Source organism: Pseudomonas sp. KU43P (genome assembly GCF_033095865.1).
Lineage (GTDB): Bacteria > Pseudomonadota > Gammaproteobacteria > Pseudomonadales > Pseudomonadaceae > Aquipseudomonas.
The window spans coordinates 1,018,886-1,039,395 of sequence record NZ_AP019365.1 but is presented as its reverse complement, the minus strand read 5'-3'; the positions used below and the strand labels follow the sequence as shown (position 1 = coordinate 1,039,395).

The following is a 20,510-nucleotide window of genomic DNA, read 5'->3' as shown; positions in this document are numbered from 1 at the left end:
GGTGACGTCAGTGCAACTCGAAGGTATCGGCATCCAGGTTGGCCGGGAACTTGGTCCGGTAGGCCGCCAGCTCCGCCGCACTCAATACGGCGGTGAACACACCGTCCGCCTCCCCTGCACTGAGCAGGCTCTCGCCCTGGAAGTCCAGCACCTGGCTGTCGCCGGAATAGGCAAAGCCCTTGCCGTCAGTTCCCACCCGGTTCACCGCCGCCACGTAGCACAGGTTCTCGATACCCCGAGCCGGCAGCAAGCGGTTCCAGTGCTGGCGGCGTGCGGCCGGCCAGTTGGCGGTGTACAGCAGCAGGTCGGTGTCCTGTGCATCACGGCTCCACACCGGGAAGCGAAGGTCGTAGCAGATCAGCGGGCGCACCCGCCATCCCTTGATCTCGAACTGCACCTGGCGCTCACCTGGGGTGTAGTGCTTGTGCTCCCCAGCCATGCGGAACAGGTGGCGCTTGTCATAGTGCAGAATCTCGCCATCAGGCCTCGCCCACAGCAGGCGGTTGCGGTGGCTGCCGTCGGCGGCTTGAATGATCACGCTGCCGGTAATCACCGCATCGATCCGCTTGGCCTGGGCCTTCAGCCACTTGTAGGTCGAACCGTTCTCGGGCTCGGCCAAGCGCTCCGATTCCATGGAAAAGCCGGTGGTGAACATCTCCGGCAGGATCACCAGGTCGGCATCGCCAGCCTGGTCCAGCAGCACCTCGAAATGCGCGTAGTTCGCTTCGCGGTCGTGCCAGGCCAGGGTGGTCTGGACCAAGGCGATTTTCAAGTTGGGCAGTGCACTCAGATCGCGCATAGTTTTTCCGCTGCCTGACGCAGCGTCTCCTCACGTTTGGCAAAGCACAGGCGTACCAGGCGTTGCTCGGGGATAGGTTGCTGGTAGAACACCGATACAGGGATGGTCGCCACGCCGTGCTCACGGGTCAGCCACAGGGCCATGTCGACGTCATTCAGGTCGGGGCGGATCTGCGAGTAGTCCACCAACTGGAAGTAGGTACCGGCGGTGCGGGTAAAGCTGAATCGCGAGCCTTCGAGCAGGTCGCAGAACAGGTCGCGCTTGGCCTGGTAGAAGCCCGGCAGCTCATCAAGGTGCTGCGGGTGCTCGGCCATGAAGTCGGCCAACGCGCACTGCAACGGCGTGACGCCACAGAAGTTGACGTACTGGTGCACCTTGCGCAGCTCCGCGCTCAGTGCCGGAGGGGCGATCACATAGCCGGTTTTCCAACCGGTCACGTGATATGTCTTGCCGAACGAGCTGACCACGAAGGCACGCGCATACAACTCGTCATGGGCCAGTACGCTGGCGTGGTGCACGCCGTCGTAGACCAGGTGCTCGTAGACTTCGTCACTGACCAAATAGATATCACGCTCGGCGATCAGGTGCGCTAACTGGTCGAGGTCGTCGCGGGTGATCAGGGCACCGCTGGGGTTGTGCGGTGAATTGAGGATGACCATGCGCGTGCGCGGGCTCAGGGCATCGCTGAACGTCTGCCAGTCGATACGGAAGTCACCGTCGCTGAGCTGCACGTGCACGCAACGGCCACCGGCCAACTCCACGGAAGGCTCGTAGCTGTCGTAGCAGGGGTCGAAAACGATCACCTCGTCACCCGCCTGGATGACTGCCTGGATGGCACAGAAAATCGCTTCGGTGGCACCGGGGGTGATGGTCACTTCCTGGTCGGCATCAACCCTGGCGCCGTACAGCCGCTCGACCTTGGCCGCCACTTGCTGACGCAAGGCGGGCAAGCCGGTCATCGGTGCGTACTGGTTATGCCCCGCGGCCACATGGCGGCCGACTGCATCGAGCAATGCCTGCGGGCCATTGAAGTCGGGGAAACCTTGGGAGAGGTTGAGCGCACCGGTCTGCACGGCGAGCTGGGACATGGTGGTGAAGATGGTCGTGCCGACATTCGGCAGTTTGCTGCGGATCATGGAGCCCTCTTTCCTGGGGTGTATCCGGCACGGGGTGGAACCCGAGCATAGCGGATCAAGCAGTCAGGAAAAAGGTTGAAACAATAGGGGGATTGCCTTGGATCAAAGGGCCTAAGCGCCGGCAAACCGGCTCCCACAGATACCCCACAGCCCTAGAGGCCTGTGCTTTTCCTGTGGTAGCCGGCTCGCCGGCGATGAAGCCAGCCGGCTATCAGCGCTTGTCGCGGCGTTTCTTCTCGGCCTTCTTGTGGTGCGACATCAAGCGGCGCTTCTTGTTGACCTGGCGGTCGGTGAGGGTGTTCTTCTTGCCCTCGTACGGGTTCTCACCGCCCTTGTACTCGATGCGAATCGGCGTACCGACCAGCTTGAGCACACGGCGGTAGGTGTTTTCCAGGTAACGCGAGTACGACTTGGGAATCTTCTCGGTCTGGTTACCGTGGATCACGATCAGCGGCGGGTTGGCACCGCCCAGGTGGGCATAGCGCAACTTGATGCGGCGACCGTTGACCAGCGGCGGCTGGTGCTCGCTGACGGCGTCTTCGAGGATCTGCGTCAGGCGGCTGGTCGGCCAGCGGGTCACCGCCGACTTGAATGCGGCCTGTACCGACTTGTACAGGTGGCCCACACCAGTGCCGTGCAGCGCCGAGATGAAGTGGATGTCGGCGAAGTCGACGAAGAACAGCCGGCGCTCCAGCTCGGTCTTCACGTAGTCGCGTTCACCCGGCTCCATGCCATCCCATTTGTTCAGGGCGATGACGATGGCACGGCCGGCTTCGAGGGCGAAGCCCAGCAGGTTGAGGTCGTGGTCGACCACGCCTTCGCGGGCGTCCATGACGAAGATCACCACGTTGGCGTCTTTGATCGCCTGCAGGGTCTTCACCACCGAGAATTTCTCGACTTCCTCGTGGATCTTGCCGCGCTTGCGCACCCCGGCGGTGTCGATGAAGGTGTACTTCTCGTCATCGCGCTCGAACGGGATGTAGATACTGTCACGGGTAGTGCCAGGCTGGTCGTAGACCACCACGCGCTCTTCGCCGAGCATGCGGTTGACCAGGGTCGACTTGCCAACGTTGGGGCGGCCGATGATGGCGATCTTGATGCCATCCTTTTCGCTCGGGCCCGGAATACGGACCGCTTCCTCGCCTTCGGCTACTTCCTGGTCAAGGGCTTCTTCCTCGGCATCGCGAGGAATATGGCCCAGCACCGACTCCATCAGCTGGTTGATGCCACGGCCCTGGGAGCCCGCCACCGGAATGGCGTTGCCCATGCCCAGCGGCGAAAATTCGGCGCGGGCGACGTCGGCGTCGATGTTGTCGATCTTGTTGGCCACCAGGATGGCCGACTTGTTGCGCTTGCGCAGGTGCTCGGCAATCATCTGGTCGGCGGCGGTCATGCCGGCGCGGGCATCGACCAGGAACAGCACATAGTCGGCTTCTTCAATGGCCATCAGCGACTGCTCGGCCATCTTCTCGTCCATGCCCACTTCGTCACCGGTGATACCACCGGTGTCGATCAGGATGTACGAACGACCCTGCCAGCTGGCATCACCATACTGGCGGTCACGGGTCAGGCCCGACAGGTCACCGACGATGGCATCGCGGGTCTTGGTCAGGCGGTTGAACATGGTGGATTTGCCGACGTTCGGCCGGCCCACCAGGGCGATTACGGGAACCATGCGGCTCTCCACTCTTGAATTCTTGAAAATGCAAAGGCCGCTGCAAGGCAGCGGCCGGAGTTCGGGCGGCGTGTCCTACGCCGCAACTCAAGACCCTTAGCGGTCTTGAGCATAGCTTCAGCGGATGGTCAGTGCCTCGAGCTTGCCGCTGTTGCCAAAGACGTAGATGGTGTCGCCGACCACCAGGGGCCGGGCACGCAGGCCATCGCTGTCGATACGTTCACGGCCGACGAAACGGCCATCGACCTGGCTGAGCAGGTGCAGGTAACCCTCGAAATCACCCACGGCCACGTAGCTGGAAAACACTTCCGGAGCCGACAGTTGACGGCGTGCCATCGAGTCATTGGTCCACAAGGCGCTGGAGGAGCGCTCGTCGACGCTCTCGACAGTACCCGAAGCCTCGCTGACGTAGACGTTGCCGTAGCCCTGGGCGACACCGACGTAGCTCGAGGCATCACGCTGCCACAGCACGCGGCCGCTTTCCAGGTCCAGGCCGGCAACGCGACCCTGGTAGGTGCTGACGTACAGGGTACCACCGGACAGCAGCAGGCCGCCGTCGATATCGACCACGCGGTCCAACTCGGAACGCCCTTGCGGAATGGCCACACGGCTTTCCCACACGGGCACGCCGTTGTTGATGTCCACCGCTACCACCTTGCCGGTGGAGAGGCCCGCAACGGCCAGGCGGTTGGTGGCGATCGGTGCACCGGTGCCACGCAGGGTCAGTACGGCCGGGGTGTTCTCGTAGATCCAGCGACGGTCGCCAGTGGCGGCATCCAGGCCGATGAGGCGGTCATCCTGGGTCTGCACCACCACAACGTCACCGTTGTTGGCAGGCGGAGCCAGCACTTCGCTGGTCACGCGCGCTTTCCAGCGCTCCTCACCCGTGCTCGAGTCCAGGGCAATCACTTCACCCTTGAGAGTGCCGAGCATGACCAGGCCATAGCCAACACCGACAGCGCCGGAAACCGGCTTGTCCAGTTCCTTCTTCCACACCACGTCACCGGTGATGCGGTCGAGGGCGAAGACTTCGCCATTGACGTCGGAGGCGTAGATACGGTCGTTCTCGATGGCCGGTACCAGGGTGTTGTAGGTTTCACCCTGGCCGTCACCGATCGAACGGCTCCACTGCTTCTTCAGCACCACTTCTTCGGTGAACTTGGTCAGCTCGGCCGGAGGCAGTTCCTTCTTGCTGTTGCTGCTGCAACCTGCGGCCAGTACGGCCAGGGTCAGCACTGCTGCTTGTTTCCAACCGATCACGTCACGCGTCCCCTTTGGCCAGATCATCCAGCTTCAGTTGCAGGCCACCGACCGCTGCGTCATCGGACAGCGCGGCCTTGGCTTTTTCGTATGCACCGTGGGCATCGTCGGCGCGACCGAGCTGTACCAGCAGGTCGCCCTTCAATTCTTCACGGCTGGCCAGGAACGCCTTATCGGCGTCGCCGTCGAGCAGTTTCAGGGCATCTTCGGCCTTGTTCTGGGCAGCCAGCACGCGCGCCAGGCGCTGGCGTGCGATTTCGCCCAGGGTCACGTCGGCCGGCTTGTCCAGCACGCCCTTGAGCTCGGCAGCCGCATCGTCGAGCTTGCCGCTGTCGACTGCGACCTTGGCTACGAACAGGCTGCCGTACTGGGCGTAAGCCGTACCGCCGAATTCGCTCTTGAGCTTGCCGGCCAGTTCGGCGACCTTGGTCGGGTCAGGCTGGCCAGTTGGCGTTAGGCTGGTTTCCAGCAATGCCTGATACAGCTGCGAGGCGCCTTGCGACTGGTTGCTCTGGTACTTGTGCCAGGTATTCCAGCCCAGCACCACCACACCGGCCAGCAGGGCACCGGTCAGCAGCGGCTTGCCGTTGCGGTTCCACCAGTCCTTGGCTGCGGCCAGGCCTTCATCATCGGTACTCGACACCCCAATACTCCTTTTCAGCAATTCGGCGGTTTGACCCTGTCACGCCTGCGCGACAGCGGCTTCCAGGTGCTCTGCCAGAGCATCCCAGGCAATGTTCTGTTGTTCGCCCTGGCCACGCAGGGGCTTGAGACCGATGACCTGCTGTGCAAGCTCATCGTCACCGAGGATGAGGGCATACAGCGCCCCGCTCTTGTCGGCCTTCTTGAACTGGCTCTTGAAGCTGCCACCGCCGGCGTTGACCGCCAGGCGCAGGCCCGGCAGACGATCGCGCAGGCTTTCGGACAGGCGCAGGCCAGCCAGTTCGGCCTGCTCGCCGAAAGCGCAGAGGTAGACGTCGATCTGGCGGCTGATCGACTCCGGCACCTTGCCGAGGGTCTCCAGCAACAGGATCAGGCGTTCGATGCCCATGGCAAAGCCCACGCCCGTGGTCGGCTTGCCGCCCATCTGCTCGACCAGGCCATCGTATCGGCCACCGGCGCAGACCGTGCCCTGGGCGCCAAGCTTGTCGGTGACCCACTCGAATACGGTCTTGCTGTAGTAGTCCAGGCCACGTACCAGCTTGGTGTTGATCACGAACGGAATACCCGCTGCGTCGAGGCGTGCCTTCAGGCCCTCGAAGTGCACGCGGGAATCCTCGTCCAGGTAGTCTTCCAGCTTCGGCGCACCAACCAGCACAGCCTGAGTGCCCTGGTCCTTGCTGTCGAGGATACGCAGCGGGTTGCTCTTGAGGCGACGCTGGCTGTCTTCGTCAAGCTGCTCCAGGCGCGCCGAGAGGAACTCGACCAGGGCGTCACGGTAGCGGGCACGGGCTTCGCTGGTGCCAAGGCTGTTCAGTTCGAGCTTGACCGCATCCTGGATGCCCAGCAGGCCCCACAGGCGCCAGGTCAGCATGATCAGCTCGGCATCGATGTCCGGACCGTCCAGGTTGAACACTTCGACGCCAATCTGGTGGAACTGGCGATAGCGGCCTTTCTGAGGGCGTTCGTGGCGGAACATCTGGCCGATGTACCAGAGCTTCTGCACCTGGCCGTTGCCGGTGATGCCGTGCTCGAGCACGGCACGCACGCAGGCGGCGGTGCCTTCGGGACGCAGCGTCAGCGAATCGCCGTTGCGGTCCTCGAAGGTGTACATCTCTTTCTCGACGATGTCGGTCACTTCACCGATTGAGCGCTTGAACAGCTCGGTGAACTCGACGATCGGCGTGCGGATCTGGCTGTACCCATAGGTGTCCAGCAGGCCGGCCACGGTGCCTTCGAAGTAGCGCCACAGCGGCGACTGCTCCGGCAGGATGTCGTTCATGCCACGAATGGCTTGCAGCGATTTGCTCACGAAAAGTCCTTACGAATCTGTGTGTCAGCTTCGGGCGATCAGCGCCGCGTCAGCCTCGACCTTTTCGGCCGCTTTCTGGCGGATGAGTTTTTCCAGCTCATCGACCAGGTTGTCATTGGTCAGCTTCTGCGCAGGCTTGCCGTCGATGTAGATCAGGTTCGGCGTGCCGCCGGTCAGCCCCACGTGGGCTTCCTTGGCTTCGCCGGGGCCGTTGACCACACAGCCGATCACCGCCACGTCCAGCGGTACCAGCAGGTCTTCAAGGCGCCCTTCCAGCTCGTTCATGGTCTTGACCACATCGAAGTTCTGCCGCGAGCAGCTCGGGCAGGCGATGAAGTTGATGCCACGCGAACGCAGGTGCAGCGACTTGAGGATGTCGTAGCCGACCTTCACTTCCTCGACCGGGTCGGCCGCAAGCGAGATGCGGATGGTATCGCCAATGCCTTCGGCCAGCAGCATACCGAGGCCGACGGCGGATTTCACCGTGCCCGAGCGCAGGCCACCGGCTTCGGTGATGCCCAGGTGCAGCGGCTGGATGATCTGCTTGGCCAACAGACGGTAGGCCTCGACGGCCATGAAGACGTCGGATGCCTTGACGCTGACTTTGAAGTCCTGGAAGTCCAGACGGTCCAGGTGCTCCACGTGGCGCAGGGCAGATTCGACCAGTGCGGCCGGGGTCGGCTCGCCGTATTTCTTCTGCAAGTCCTTTTCCAGGGACCCTGCGTTGACACCGATACGGATCGGAATGCCCCGATCGCGTGCGGCATCGACCACGGCGCGCACACGGTCTTCACGGCCGATGTTGCCTGGGTTGATTCGCAGGCAGTCGACGCCCAGTTCGGCCACGCGCAGGGCGATCTTGTAGTCGAAGTGGATATCGGCGACCAGCGGCACGCTGACCAGCTGCTTGATCTTGCCGAACGCTTCGGCGGCGTCCATGTCGGGCACCGAGACGCGCACGATGTCGACGCCGGCATCGACCAGGCGCTGGATCTGCGCCACGGTGGCGGCGACGTCGTTGGTGTCGGTGTTGGTCATGCTCTGCACCGCGATGGGGGCATCACCACCCACCGGCACATTGCCGACCCAGATTTTGCGGGATTCGCGACGTTTGATCGGAGATTCGCCGTGCATGACTTACTGTCCCAACTTCAGGCGAGCGGTCTCGCCACTGGTGAACGGGGCAACATCGACGGCCTGGCCGTTGAAGCTGACCTGGGCGCCGCGGGCAAAGCCCAGGTGCAACGCGAACGGCGGCTTGCCAGTCAGTTCCAGGTTGTCGCCCTTGCGCTTGACGGCGCTGAACAGCACCTTGCCGTTGCCATCGGTAACCTGGGTCCAGCAATCGGCGGTGAATTGGATGGCGACCTTCGCGCTACCCGCCGGTACGGCGGCAGACTCGGCGGCGGCCGCTGGCACGCTGGCTACCGGCGCTGCAGGGGTAGCCGGCGCTGCAGGCGCGTCTGGCACAACCGGAGCAGGTGTCGGTGTTGCAGGTACTTGCTGAACGGGTTGGGCAGGCGCCGGGGCTGCCGGCGTAGCCTCTGCTGCGGTCTGCGCGGCCTGTTCGGCCGGAGCCGGCTCCAGCGGCAACGGTGCGCCCTCGGCCTGCTGACTGGCGGTCACGGCCTGGTCTTCAGGCTCGTCCAGGGGGTGAATCTGGGTGGTGCCGTCGGCACTTTCGACCTCGACATGCTCCAGGGCGATTTTGGCCAGGTCCTTGCCACGCAGGCTGCCCTGGTCCTGCCACCAGATGAAGCTGCCGCCCACCACGGCGACCAGCAGCAGCAGGCTGACACCGCGCAGGATGTTGTGCGACAGGCGCACCGGCTCTTCGATGCGGCCCAGCGAATGCACTTCGCTGCCCTTGGCATGGGTACCGGTGTACTGGTCGAAGGCCTCGACCAGAGGAGCCTGATCCAGATCCATGAGCTTGGCGTAGGCGCGGATGTAGCCACGGGCGAAGGTATGTCCTGGCAGCTTGTCGAAGGCGCCGGTTTCCACGTGGTTCAGCGAACTTACGGTGAGGTTGAGCTTGCGGGCCACCTCGGCTTGCGACCACTCCCGTTTTTCGCGGGCCTGGCGCAACAGCTCACCGGGGTTCTGGCCAGTCGCTGCTGCTACTTCGGGATGCGCGGCTTTCATCGTTGCTCCGACAGGTATTGCTGATATTCCGGCGTACCGGGATAAAGTCGTTGTAATTGCTGGCCCAGCTCGGCCAGTGTGCCCTGCTCGTCGAACACCCGGGCAAGACGGCTGCCCAGCAGGAGGCTGCGGGCGCTTTGATCGCTCAGCTGGCTGAAACGATCGTAGTAGTCCCGGGACGGCACATAATGCCTGTTTTCGTAGGACAACTCAGCCATTTCCAGCAACGCCCTGGGCTGCCGCTGGTTGAGCTGCAGGGCCTTGGACAGATAAGCGTGCGCCTGGTCGCGATTTTCCAGCTTCAGCGCCGTCAGGCCAAGGTTTTCATACACCCGTGAGCGCTCAGGATACAGGCTATCGGCGCTGGCTAGGCGAAACATCTGCTCGGCTTCGGCAAAACGTTGCTGAGCATATAGGAAACTGCCGTAGTTGTTGCGAATTCGCGTATCGCCCGGACGTGCTGCCAGTGCCTTTTTGAACTGGGTCTCGGCCAGCGCTGGCTCGCCTTCGGCCTGAAATACCAGTGCCAAGGCCGCGCGAGCATCAGCGTTGCGGGTGTCCAGGGCCAGCGCCTTGCCTAACGGCGCCTTGGCCTGTTCGGGCAAACCTTGTTGCAAATAGCCAAGCCCAAGCTGTACGTATGCCCGCCCTGCCTCCGCCCTGCCCTGCCGATTGGCCAAAGGGTCGCTCGCGCCGCCCGACACGCAGCCGGCCAGCAGCACAAGCGCAAGGGTCGACAGCGCGGCGCGCAGGCTCATGGGGCCGGTCTCAGTGGCGCGCGGCGCTGTCTGGGAGCTCAGCGTCGGCAGAGAGCTGGCGTACTGCGATGTAGCGTTCGCTGCGGCGGGTACGGTCATTGACCTGGCCGACCAGCTGACCACAGGCAGCGTCGATATCTTCGCCACGGGTGGTGCGGGTGGTGACGTTGAAGCCACCGTGGTGCAGCAGGTCCTGGAAGCGACGGATAGCATTGTTGCTAGGCCGCTCGTAACCCGAATGCGGGAACGGGTTGAACGGAATCAGGTTGATCTTGCAGGGAATGTCGCGCAGCAGCTCGATCATCTGTGCGGCATGTTCAGGCTGGTCGTTTACGTCCTTGAGCAAGGTGTATTCGACGGTCAGCACGCGCTTGCCACCCAGGGTGGACATGTAGCCCATGCACGATTCCAGCAGCATCTTCAGCGGGTACTTTCTGTTGATCGGTACCAGCTGGTTACGCAGTTCGTCGTTCGGCGCATGCAGCGACAACGCAAGCGACACGTCGATATGCTTGGCCAGTTCGTCGATCATCGGCACCACGCCCGAAGTGGACAGGGTGACGCGGCGCTTGGAAATGCCATAACCCAGATCATCCATCATGATCTTCATGGCGGCGATGACATTATCGAAATTGAGCAGCGGCTCGCCCATGCCCATCATCACCACGTTGGTAATCGCGCGGTCGATCTTGGCCGGGACAGTGCCGAAGGATTTGTTCGCAAGCCACACCTGACCGATCACTTCGGCGGCGGTGAGGTTGCTGTTGAAGCCTTGCTTGCCGGTGGAGCAGAAACTGCAGTCCAGGGCGCAGCCGGCCTGCGACGAGACACACAGGGTGCCGCGGTCGTCGGTAGGGATGTAGACGGTTTCGACGCAGCTGCCGGAGGCAACGCGGACCACCCACTTGCGGGTACCGTCAGCGGAAATGTCTTCGCTGACCACTTCCGGCGCCCGAATCTCGGCAACAGCCTCGAGCTTTTCGCGCAAGGCCTTGCCGACATTGGTCATGGCGGCGAAATCATCGACGCCAAAATGGTGAATCCATTTCATCACCTGGCCGGCACGGAAGCGTTTCTCCCCGATAGAGTCGAAGAATTGTTCCATTTCCGGCTGGGTCAGACCCAACAGGTTGATTTTGCCAGTAGATGTCGTCATGGATTCACCCTCACCCGTAAGCTTTCGCTTAGCGAGTGGTTACCTCGGTAGCAGCGAAGAAGTACGCGATTTCGCGAGCAGCAGCAGCTTCGGAGTCCGAACCGTGAACGGCGTTGGCGTCGATCGACTCGGCGAAGTCAGCGCGGATGGTGCCGGCAGCAGCTTCTTTAGGGTTGGTAGCGCCCATCAGCTCACGGTTCAGAGCGATGGCGTTTTCGCCTTCCAGAACCTGAACGACAACCGGGCCGGAAGTCATGAAGGCAACCAGGTCACCGAAGAAGCCGCGCTCTTTGTGCTCGGCGTAGAAGCCTTCGGCTTCGGCTTTGGACAGTTGCTTGATTTTCGAAGCAACGATTTTCAGGCCGGCTTCTTCGAAGCGAGTGGTGATCTTGCCGATCACGTTCTTGGCAACGGCGTCAGGCTTGATGATGGAGAAAGTACGTTGAACAGCCATGGAAAACTCCAGAATATGAGTGTTGCGAAAAATTAAACCCGCGAATTATACGCGGGTTCCGGGGGATTGCCTAACCTGCAGCGTCGCGCTTAGTCGGCTTCATCAATCCAGGCCGCCTGGATGGCCTCCAGCACTTTCTCACCGCCACGTGACGGATCGTCGCTGAATTCTGGCAACGCCAGCACCCAGCGGTGCAGATCGACGAAATTCACATAACGAGGATCGACGTCCGGCTTGCTTTCTGCAAGCTGGATGGCGATCTCAAGTACATCAATCCATTTCAAGCTCATGCGGCAGACCTCAGTGCGGCGCTTCGGCAGCGTGGTTGAGCGAATACTTCGGGATCTCGATGGTCAGGTCTTCATCAGCGACCACCACCTGGCAACCGAGGCGCGATTGAGCCTCCAGGCCCCAGGCCTTGTCCAGCATGTCTTCTTCCAGCTCATCGGCTTCTTCAAGCGAGTCGAAGCCCTTGCGCACGATGCAGTGGCACGTGGTGCAGGCCTTGACGCCGCCGCAGGCGCTTTCCATCTCGATATGATGGTCATGGGCCAGCTCCAGGATGTTGGTCCCGGGCTCGACTTCCACGGTCAGCCCTTCCGGGCAGAACTTCTCGTGCGGCAGGAATGTCACCAGCGGCATCGGTTACTCCTCGATCTCATTCAGGTTGCGCCCGGCCAGTGCGGCTTTGACCGTCGAATCAAGGCGACGGGCGGCAAATGCATCGGTCACCTGCGACAAACGCTTGGTCTGTTGCTCGATGGCTGGGCCATCGGTGCCGGTTAGCAAATCACGTAGTTCTTGCATCTGGAATTCGATGGCTTCGCGCTCTTCGCTGCTCAGCAGTCGCTCGCCGTCGGCGTCCAGGGCGCCCTGTACCGCTTCGAGCAAGCGCTCGCCGTCGACCTGGTGCTCGCGCAGCTGGCGTGCGTGCTTATCGGAGCCGGCGTGCTCGAACGAGTCTTTGAGCATGCGGGCGATCTCGCCGTCAGTCAGTCCGTAGGACGGCTTGACCTGGATGCTGGCCTCCACGCCCGAGCCCAGCTCGCGGGCCGCAACGCTGAGCAGGCCGTCGGCATCGACCTGGAAGGTAACGCGGATCTTCGCCGCACCGGCGACCATGGCCGGAATACCGCGCAGCTCGAAGCGCGCCAGGGAGCGGCAGTCGCTGATCAGCTCGCGCTCGCCCTGCAGGACGTGAATCATCATGGCCGACTGGCCGTCTTTGTAGGTCGTGAATTCCTGGGCACGGGCCACCGGAATGGTGGTATTGCGCGGAATCACCTTCTCCATCAGCCCGCCCATGGTCTCGAGCCCCAGGGACAGCGGGATTACATCGAGCAGCAGCAGTTCGCCGCCTTCACGGCGGTTACCGGCCAGGGTATCGGCCTGGATCGCAGCACCGATGGCCACGACCTGATCAGGATCGATCGAGGTCAGCGGGGTGCGCCCAAACAGCGCGCCGACAGCCTCGCGCACGCGTGGGACGCGGGTCGAACCACCTACCATGACCACCGCACCGACCTCTTCTAGCTCGATACCGCTGTCGCGCACGGCGCGACGGCAAGCCTTGAGGCTACGAGCGATCATCGGCTCGATCATGGCTTCGAAGGCAGCACGGCTGAGTTCGCCCTGCCAGGCACCATGACTGACGCTGACCACGTCGGCGTCGGTCAGGGCTTCCTTGGCGGCACAGGCAGTTTGCAGCAACTGGCGCTGGGTGGCCGGATCGAGGTCGGCGGACAGGCCCGCCTGCTCGATGATCCAGCCGGCAATGGCGTGGTCGAAATCGTCGCCACCCAAGGCGGTGTCACCGCCGGTGGCCAGCACTTCGAATACACCTGCAGTCAAGCGCAGGATCGAAATGTCGAAGGTACCGCCACCCAGGTCATAGATGGCCACCAGGCCTTCGGCATTCTGGTCAAGGCCGTAGGCCACGGCAGCAGCAGTCGGTTCGTTGAGCAGGCGCAGCACGTTCAGGCCGGCCAGCTTGGCCGCATCCTTGGTCGCCTGGCGCTGGGCATCGTCGAAGTAGGCCGGCACGGTGATGACCGCCCCTACCAGCTCACCACCCAGGGTCTGCTCGGCGCGCTCGCGCAACACCTTGAGAATGTCGGCAGACACTTCCACCGGGCTTTTCGGGCCCTGCACCGTGTCGATGAACGGCATGTGCGACTCACCGCCGACGAAGCGATACGGCAGTTGCTCGCCGAGCTGCTTGACGTCGGCCAGGCCGCGCCCCATCAGGCGCTTGACCGACAGCACGGTGTTCAGCGGGTCGCTGGATGCAGCCTCGCGCGCGGCGAGGCCGACTTCACTGTGGCCGGCCAGGTAGCGCACTGCCGAAGGCAGAATGACGCTACCCTGCGCATCAGGCAGGGGTTCGCTGCGACCGCTGCGCACGGCAGCGACCAGAGAATTGGTGGTACCCAGGTCGATACCCACCGCCAGGCGACGCTGGTGCGGCTGAGGGCTTTGACCGGGTTCGGCGATCTGCAGTAGGGCCATGCTTATCTAATTACCTTAGGCGTCATCACGGGCGGCGCCGGGTTAATCGTCGAGGCGCTCTTCCAGTTGGCGCACTTCTTGGGCGAGCTTGTCGAGGAATTGCATGCGGCGCATCAGGCGCTCGGCCTGTTCGCGCTCGGCAGGCACATCCCAGCAGGCGGCGAAATCCTCGTTCAGCGTGTCCTGGGCAGCCTTGAGGCGCTTCTTGAACACGGCGACACCGTCGAGGTCGGCTTCGTCCTGCAACTCTTCGAGCTCTTCGCGCCACTGCATCTGCTGCAGCAGGAAATCAGGGTCATGGACCGTGACTTCCTGAGGCACTTCATGGCCACCAATGGCCAGCAAATAGCGGGCACGGCGTGGCGCACTGCGCAGGGTCTGGTAGGCGTCGTTGAGGGCCGCGGACTTCTCCAGGGCTACCCGTTGCTCACGCTCGGAGGCGTCGGCAAAACGGTCCGGATGGACCTCGCGGGCCAGCTCGCGGTAACGCGTGGCCAGCTTGTCGAGGTCCAGACGGAAGCACGGCTGGAGATCAAACAGAGCGAAATGACAAGGAGTACCCACAGCCAGCCTCAGACGTTGAAGCTTTCGCCGCAGCCACACTCACCGCGCACGTTGGGGTTGTTGAACTTGAAGCCTTCGTTCAACCCTTCCTTGACGAAATCCAGCTCGGTGCCATCGAGGTAGACCAGGCTCTTGGGATCGATGATCACCTTGACGCCATGGTTCTCGAACACGGTGTCTTCGTCCGCCAGTTCATCGACGAACTCCAGCACGTAGGCCAGGCCCGAGCAACCGGTGGTACGCACGCCCAGGCGGATGCCCTCGCCCTTGCCGCGCCCTTCGAGGGAACGCCGCACGTGGTTGGCGGCGGCTTCTGTCATGCTGATAGCCATCGGAACTCCTTACGTCTTGCCTGCTGGCGGCTTAGATCAAGCCTTTCTTCTGCTTGTAATCGCGAACGGCTGCCTTGATGGCATCCTCGGCGAGTACCGAGCAGTGGATCTTCACCGGCGGCAACGCCAGTTCTTCCGCCAGCTGGGTGTTCTTGATGGTTTCGGCTTCGTCCAGGGTCTTGCCCTTCATCCACTCGGTGGCGAGGGAGCTGGAAGCGATGGCCGAACCGCAGCCATAGGTCTTGAACTTGGCGTCTTCGATGATGCCTTGCTCGTTGACCTTGATCTGCAGACGCATCACGTCACCACACGCAGGGGCGCCGACCATGCCGGTACCGACATCCGGATCCTCGGCATTCATCTTGCCGACGTTGCGTGGGTTTTCGTAGTGGTCGATGACCTTTTCACTGTATGCCATGGTGCAATTCCTTCCTCATCAGGGAGCCGCTCTTGCCGGCGACTGCTTAGTGGGCGGCCCACTCGATCTTGGAGATATCGACGCCGTCTTTGTACATGTCCCACAGCGGCGACAACTCACGCAGTTTGTTGACCGCCTCGCAGACTTTCTGCGCGGCGTAGTCGACTTCTTCTTCGGTGGTGAAGCGGCCGAAGGAGAAGCGGATCGAGCTGTGCGCCAGCTCGTCGTTACGGCCCAGCGCGCGCAGTACATACGACGGCTCGAGCGAGGCGGAGGTGCAGGCCGAGCCGGACGATACGGCGATGTCTTTCAGCGACATCAGCAGCGACTCGCCTTCGACGTAGTTGAAGCTCAGGTTCAGGTTGTGCGGCACGCGAGCAGTCTGGCTGCCGTTGACGTAGAGCTCTTCGAGGTCCGAGACCTGCTTGAAGAAGCGGTCGCTCAGGGCCTTGATGCGTACGTTTTCAGCGGCCATTTCCTGCTTGGCGATGGCGAAGGCTTCGCCCATGCCGACGATCTGGTGGGTCGGCAAGGTACCCGAACGCATGCCGCGCTCATGGCCACCGCCGTGGATGATCGCTTCCAGGCGCACTCGCGGCTTGCGGCTGACGTACAGCGCGCCGATGCCTTTCGGGCCGTAGACCTTATGCGCCGAGAACGACATCAGGTCGACTTTCAGTTTTTGCAGGTCGATTTCGACCTTGCCGGCCGACTGGGCGGCGTCAACGTGGAACAGCACGCCGCGCGAGCGGGTCAGTTCACCGATGGCGGCGATGTCGTTGATCGAGCCGACTTCGTTGTTCACGTGCATCAGCGAGACCAGGATGGTGTCGTCGCGCAGCACTGCCTCGACCTGGGCCGGGGTGACGATGCCGTCTTCGCCTGGCTCGAGGTAAGTGACTTCGAAACCTTCACGCTCGAGCTGGCGAGCGGTATCCAGGACCGCCTTGTGCTCGATCTTGGAGGTGATGATGTGCTTGCCCTTGGTCTGATAGAAGTGCGCTACGCCTTTCAGGGCGAGGTTGTCGGACTCGGTGGCACCGCTGGTCCAGACGATCTCGCGCGGGTCGGCGTTGATCAGCTCGGCCACCTGGCGACGGCCATTCTCGACCGCTTCTTCAGCCTTCCAGCCGAACACGTGGGAACGCGAGGCCGGGTTACCGAAGTTTCCGTCGACCAGCAGGCAGTCGGCCATCTTCTGGGCGACGCGGGGATCGACCGGAGTGGTCGCGGAGTAATCGAGGTAGATCGGCAACTTCATTGAGTATCTCCTATCAGGCGGTGGCGTCGCTCGTCGTCACGGCTATTGCAAAAGGTCAATCGACGGCGGACGTCTCAATCTTGTCCAGCTGGGCAGTACGACCTGCGACACGACGCAGGTCCTGGCGCTGGGCGACTTCCTGCACCTCACGGCGCATGACGAGGTCGGCCAGGCTGATGCCGCTGAGGAATTCATGGATCTGCTGGCTGAGGTCACACCACAGGTGGTGGGTCAGGCAGGTGTCACCGGCATGGCAATCCCCGAGGCCCTGGCAACGGGTGGCATCGACCGACTCGTTGACCGCGTCGATGACCTGGGCCACCTGGATGGTTTCCATGCCGCGCGACAGCTGGTAGCCACCGCCCGGGCCGCGCACGCTGGAGACCAGACTGCTGCGGCGCAGCTTGGCGAACAGCTGTTCCAGATAAGAGAGGGAGATGCCCTGGCGCTCGGAAATGTCGGCCAAAGACACAGGCCCATGCTGCGCGTGCAACGCCAGGTCAAGCATGGCGGTCACGGCGTATCGGCCTTTGGTAGTCAGTCGCATGGCTAATGGGTACCACGGGAGTTACAGGATGTGTGCGAGTATGCGATTCCCGAGCATTTAAGTCAACTATTAGACCTACTGCTTTAGTCGGGTTTGGCATCTGGGAGGCGGGCGCGATTGTAGCAGCAAAGGGGCGTGAGCACACGCCCCATATGTCAGCACGCGGTCAGCGCGGCGTTATCAATGCGACTGAGTGTCGCGCTGGGCAGCCTGGGCCACTTCACTGAAGTCGTCTTCCGGCAGCGCCGGCAACTCCTTGGCACAGTAGTCACTGCCCATCTTGGTCAATGCGCCGCACATCCCCTCCAGGCGCTCGTCCACCGCCTGCAGGTGATCGAGCATCTGGCCAATGGCGCGGGCCACCGGGTCAGGCATGTCGCCACTGACGCCATAGGCATCGAAACCGATCTTCTCGGCCATGGCCTTGCGCCTGGCCTCGAGCTCGCCATCTTCGCTCTTGACGATGATCCGCCCCGGAATGCCCACCGCCGTGGCGCCGGCCGGCACCGCCTTGGTAACCACCGCGTTGGAGCCGATCTTGGCCCCGGCACCCACGGTAAACGGCCCCAGCACCTTGGCCCCGGCGCCGACCACCACACCGTTTTCCAGGGTCGGGTGGCGCTTGCCCTTGTTCCAGCTGGTGCCGCCCAGGGTCACACCCTGATAAAGGGTGACATCGTCGCCGATTTCGGCGGTTTCACCGATGACGATGCCCATGCCGTGGTCGATGAAGAAGCGCCGACCGATAGTCGCTCCGGGATGGATCTCGATGCCGGTCATCCAGCGCCCGAAGTTGGACACCAGGCGGGCCAGCCATTTGAAGTCGCGTTTCCACAGGGCATTGCCCAGACGGTGCAGCCAGATCGCGTGCATGCCCGGGTAGCAGGTCAATACCTCGAAGGCGTTGCGCGCCGCCGGGTCACGATGAAAAACGCTCTGGATATCTTCACGCAGACGCTCGAACATCTGTCAGTCCTTCCGCTTATGCGGCTCGCCCCGGGCGACCTTCTGGGTCTCGGTGAGGATGCCGCGCAAAATGCTCATTTCCGGACGCTCGACCGAGCTTCGCCCATACAGCCGGCGCAAGCGCGCCATCAGGTGCTTGGGTTTCTCGGGATCGAGGAAGCCGATGTCCACCAGGGTTTTCTCCAGGTGTTCATAAAACAGCTCCATTTCGTCCATGGTCGCCAGCTCGCTGGCGTCGACCTTCTCGGCTTGCGGCGCGCAGCCTTCAACTGCCAGCCAGGCCATGCGCACCTCATACGAGAGCACCTGGACGGCAGCAGCCAAATTCAGCGAGCTGAAGTCGGGGTTCGAGGGAATGTGCACGTGGAAGTGACATCGCTGCAGTTCTTCGTTGGTCAGGCCGGCGTGCTCGCGCCCGAACACCAGGGCGATCTCTTCGCCGCCGATGGCGTGCTCCACGGCCTTGGCCCCACATTCACGGGGGTCGATCAGCGGCCAGGGGATGCTGCGCTCGCGGGCACTGGTGCCCATCACCAGGCTACAGCCGACCAGCGCGTCTTCGAGGCTGCCTACCACTTGGGCGTTGGCCAGCACGTCGTCGGCACCGGAGGCGCGCGCACTGGCGTCAGCGGCCGGAAACTCTTTTGGCTGCACCAGCACCAGACGCGACAAGCCCATGTTTTTCATGGCACGCGCAGCGCCGCCGATGTTGCCGGGGTGGCTGGTATTGACCAGAACAACACGAATATTTTGCAGCAAGGTGTTGTGCTCACAGATGCGGGTTTTGAGGGATCGATCTTACAGAACCGACCAGCGTAACGCCATGAAAGCAAATGTGACACTTCTGCCGCCAAACTTTTCTGCTAGAATGTTCGGCTTTCTTCTTTAACATCTCCAGGTGACCCGCCCATGCAGCCTATGCTGAATATCGCCCTGCGCGCCGCTCGCAGCGCCAGTGAACTGATCTTCCGCTCCATCGAACGCCTGGATAGCATCAAGGTCGACGAGAAAGAGGCCAAGGACTACGTCTCCGAGGTTGATCGCGCCGCCGAACAGAGCATCGTCAACGCCCTGCGCAAGGCCTACCCGAACCACTCCATCCAGGGCGAGGAAACCGGCCTGCACGCGGGCACCGGCGAAGAAGGCAAGGACTACCTGTGGATCATCGATCCACTGGACGGCACCACTAACTTCCTGCGCGGCATCCCTCACTTCGCGGTCAGCATCGCCTGCAAATACCGCGGCCGTCTCGAGCACGCCGTGATCGTCGACCCGGTACGCCAGGAAGAATTCACCGCCAGCCGCGGCCGTGGCGCCCAGCTCAACGGCCGTCGCCTGCGCGTCAGCTCGCGCACCAGCCTGGACGGCGCCCTGCTGGGCACCGGCTTCCCGTTCCGTGACAACCAGATGGCCGACATGGACAACTACCTGGGCATGTTCCGCGCCCTGACCGGCCAGACCGCCGGCATCCGCCGCGCCGGCTCTGCCAGCCTGGACCTGGCCTACGTGGCCGCCGGCCGTTTCGACGCCTTCTGGGAGTCGGGCCTGTCCGAGTGGGACATGGCAGCCGGCGTGCTGCTGATCCAGGAAGCGGGTGGCCTGGTGAGCGACTTCAACGGTGGCCACGACTTCCTCGACAAAGGCCATATCGTCGCCGGCAACATCAAATGCTTCAAGGCCGTTCTGACCGCTATCCAGCCACACCTGCCCGAGCACATGAAGCGCTAAGCGCTGATTGCAGGCATAAAAAAGCACCCGCCGAGGGTGCTTTTTTTATACCTGCATTTTGTACCGCCCTTGCTGGCCCTATCGCTGGCAAGCCAGCTCCCACAGGCGCTGCACAGCACTCAATGTGGGAGCCGGTTTGCCGGCGATGGAGCCAGAGCAGGCAACATCAAATCACTGCCCAGCTTCGCTCAAGATCAGCTTGCCATTCTTGTCCAGAGGAATGGTCGAACCCGGCTCGCGATCCATCTTGACTCGGCCAACCTGGTCGCCGATGGAATAGGTGACGTTATACCCGACCACCTTCTCGCTGATGTCGTTGACCGTGTTGCAGCGGGTTTGCGTGGTGGTGTAGGTGTCACGCTGCTGCATGCCTTCCTGCACCTTGTTACCGGCATAACCACCACCGACCGCACCGGCCACGGTAGCGATCTTCTTGCCCGTGCCGCCGCCGATCTGGTTACCCAGCAAGCCGCCGGCGATGGCACCGACCACGGTACCCGCGATCTGGTGCTGGTCCTTGACCGGCGCCTGACGGGTCACGGCGACATCCTTGCAAACTTCGCGCGGTGTCTTCACCTGCTGCTTGATTGGCTGCACGTCGGTGACCTGGGCGTACTCAGGCCCTTTGTTCACCAAGCTGTAGGTCGCCACAGCACCTCCGGCAGTTACACCGACAGCACCCAGTACCGCACCCACCAGCATTGATTTGTTCACTTGAACCTCCTGATCGTACCCGCGGGGGTTAGCCCGCCTTCTCCCAGCCTTGGAGCGAAAAAAAAGGCGCGAGTTCAACACTCGCGCCTTTTTGACCGCCGAACGGCGTGGAGTCAG

23 protein-coding genes are annotated in these 20,510 nt (G+C 62.6%); 1 reads left to right on the top strand and 22 read right to left on the bottom strand.

What is annotated here, in order from left to right:
- Positions 1–7: 7 nt before the first annotated feature.
- The 21 genes from KU43P_RS04675 to trmJ all read right to left on the bottom strand — a co-directional run bounded on the left by KU43P_RS04675 (position 8) and on the right by trmJ (position 18,710).
- Positions 8–799 (bottom strand): amidohydrolase, encoded by a 792-nt coding sequence (locus tag KU43P_RS04675; protein ID WP_317661264.1) that lies wholly within the window; start codon positions 797–799, stop codon positions 8–10.
- Positions 787–1,935, bottom strand: a complete 1,149-nt coding sequence (locus KU43P_RS04670; RefSeq protein ID WP_317661263.1) for a pyridoxal phosphate-dependent aminotransferase — start codon at positions 1,933–1,935, stop codon at positions 787–789. The genes KU43P_RS04675 and KU43P_RS04670 overlap by 13 nt, the downstream gene beginning before the upstream one ends.
- Positions 1,936–2,146: 211 nt before the next feature.
- The gene (gene der, locus KU43P_RS04665) at positions 2,147–3,610 is read right to left on the bottom strand and encodes a ribosome biogenesis GTPase Der (RefSeq protein WP_317661262.1); all 1,464 of its coding nucleotides are present in this window, start codon (positions 3,608–3,610) and stop codon (positions 2,147–2,149) included.
- Between the two features lie 117 nt (positions 3,611–3,727).
- A complete protein-coding gene (gene bamB, locus KU43P_RS04660) occupies positions 3,728–4,870 on the bottom strand; it encodes an outer membrane protein assembly factor BamB (protein WP_317663729.1) in 1,143 nt (380 codons plus the stop codon).
- 1 nt (position 4,871) lies between these two features.
- Positions 4,872–5,513 (bottom strand): YfgM family protein, encoded by a 642-nt coding sequence (locus KU43P_RS04655; protein WP_317661261.1) that lies wholly within the window; start codon positions 5,511–5,513, stop codon positions 4,872–4,874.
- 39 nt (positions 5,514–5,552) lie between these two features.
- A complete protein-coding gene (gene hisS, locus KU43P_RS04650; protein ID WP_317661260.1) occupies positions 5,553–6,842 on the bottom strand; it encodes a histidine--tRNA ligase in 1,290 nt (429 codons plus the stop codon).
- A gap of 24 nt (positions 6,843–6,866) precedes the next feature.
- Entirely contained in the window at positions 6,867–7,976 is a 1,110-nt protein-coding gene (ispG, locus tag KU43P_RS04645; protein ID WP_008092556.1) for a flavodoxin-dependent (E)-4-hydroxy-3-methylbut-2-enyl-diphosphate synthase, read from the bottom strand.
- A 3-nt stretch (positions 7,977–7,979) separates the two neighbouring features.
- A complete protein-coding gene (locus KU43P_RS04640) occupies positions 7,980–8,987 on the bottom strand; it encodes a RodZ domain-containing protein (RefSeq protein WP_317661259.1) in 1,008 nt (335 codons plus the stop codon).
- Entirely contained in the window at positions 8,984–9,745 is a 762-nt protein-coding gene (gene pilW, locus KU43P_RS04635) for a type IV pilus biogenesis/stability protein PilW (RefSeq protein ID WP_317661258.1), read from the bottom strand. The genes KU43P_RS04640 and pilW overlap by 4 nt, the downstream gene beginning before the upstream one ends.
- 10 nt (positions 9,746–9,755) lie before the next feature.
- Positions 9,756–10,901: a 23S rRNA (adenine(2503)-C(2))-methyltransferase RlmN gene (gene rlmN / locus KU43P_RS04630; protein ID WP_317661257.1), complete on the bottom strand. Its 1,146-nt coding sequence runs from the start codon at positions 10,899–10,901 to the stop codon at positions 9,756–9,758.
- Between the two features lie 28 nt (positions 10,902–10,929).
- The gene (gene ndk / locus KU43P_RS04625) at positions 10,930–11,355 is read right to left on the bottom strand and encodes a nucleoside-diphosphate kinase (RefSeq protein WP_317661256.1); all 426 of its coding nucleotides are present in this window, start codon (positions 11,353–11,355) and stop codon (positions 10,930–10,932) included.
- Between the two features lie 89 nt (positions 11,356–11,444).
- Positions 11,445–11,645 carry a Fe-S cluster assembly protein IscX gene (iscX, locus tag KU43P_RS04620; RefSeq protein ID WP_110699949.1) on the bottom strand — a complete coding sequence of 67 codons (201 nt, stop codon included), beginning with the start codon at positions 11,643–11,645 and terminating at the stop codon, positions 11,445–11,447.
- 10 nt (positions 11,646–11,655) lie between these two features.
- Positions 11,656–11,997, bottom strand: coding sequence for an ISC system 2Fe-2S type ferredoxin (fdx, locus tag KU43P_RS04615; protein ID WP_021781772.1), 342 nt, complete (start codon positions 11,995–11,997; stop codon positions 11,656–11,658).
- 3 nt (positions 11,998–12,000) lie between these two features.
- Complete coding sequence (hscA, locus tag KU43P_RS04610; protein WP_317661255.1) at positions 12,001–13,863, bottom strand: Fe-S protein assembly chaperone HscA; 1,863 nt, start codon at positions 13,861–13,863, stop codon at positions 12,001–12,003.
- Positions 13,864–13,905: 42 nt separating this feature from the next.
- The gene (gene hscB / locus KU43P_RS04605; protein WP_313395538.1) at positions 13,906–14,427 is read right to left on the bottom strand and encodes a co-chaperone HscB; all 522 of its coding nucleotides are present in this window, start codon (positions 14,425–14,427) and stop codon (positions 13,906–13,908) included.
- Between the two features lie 8 nt (positions 14,428–14,435).
- Positions 14,436–14,759, bottom strand: coding sequence for an iron-sulfur cluster assembly protein IscA (gene iscA, locus KU43P_RS04600; RefSeq protein ID WP_008092567.1), 324 nt, complete (start codon positions 14,757–14,759; stop codon positions 14,436–14,438).
- Between the two features lie 31 nt (positions 14,760–14,790).
- Positions 14,791–15,177 (bottom strand): Fe-S cluster assembly scaffold IscU, encoded by a 387-nt coding sequence (gene iscU, locus KU43P_RS04595; RefSeq protein WP_007929523.1) that lies wholly within the window; start codon positions 15,175–15,177, stop codon positions 14,791–14,793.
- A 46-nt stretch (positions 15,178–15,223) separates the two neighbouring features.
- Positions 15,224–16,438, bottom strand: coding sequence for an IscS subfamily cysteine desulfurase (locus KU43P_RS04590; RefSeq protein ID WP_317661254.1), 1,215 nt, complete (start codon positions 16,436–16,438; stop codon positions 15,224–15,226).
- A 55-nt stretch (positions 16,439–16,493) separates the two neighbouring features.
- Entirely contained in the window at positions 16,494–16,985 is a 492-nt protein-coding gene (iscR, locus tag KU43P_RS04585; protein ID WP_008092572.1) for a Fe-S cluster assembly transcriptional regulator IscR, read from the bottom strand.
- Positions 16,986–17,165: 180 nt separating this feature from the next.
- Complete coding sequence (gene cysE, locus KU43P_RS04580) at positions 17,166–17,951, bottom strand: serine O-acetyltransferase (protein ID WP_317661253.1); 786 nt, start codon at positions 17,949–17,951, stop codon at positions 17,166–17,168.
- Between the two features lie 3 nt (positions 17,952–17,954).
- The gene (trmJ, locus tag KU43P_RS04575) at positions 17,955–18,710 is read right to left on the bottom strand and encodes a tRNA (cytosine(32)/uridine(32)-2'-O)-methyltransferase TrmJ (RefSeq protein WP_317661252.1); all 756 of its coding nucleotides are present in this window, start codon (positions 18,708–18,710) and stop codon (positions 17,955–17,957) included.
- A 150-nt stretch (positions 18,711–18,860) separates the two neighbouring features.
- On the opposite strand from trmJ, the gene suhB reads away from it, so the two are divergent.
- Positions 18,861–19,679 carry an inositol-phosphate phosphatase gene (gene suhB, locus KU43P_RS04570; protein ID WP_016393981.1) on the top strand — a complete coding sequence of 273 codons (819 nt, stop codon included), beginning with the start codon at positions 18,861–18,863 and terminating at the stop codon, positions 19,677–19,679.
- A gap of 171 nt (positions 19,680–19,850) precedes the next feature.
- Here suhB and KU43P_RS04565 read toward each other — a convergent pair whose 3' ends face one another.
- Positions 19,851–20,393: a glycine zipper 2TM domain-containing protein gene (locus tag KU43P_RS04565; protein WP_317661251.1), complete on the bottom strand. Its 543-nt coding sequence runs from the start codon at positions 20,391–20,393 to the stop codon at positions 19,851–19,853.
- Positions 20,394–20,510 lie beyond the last annotated feature (117 nt).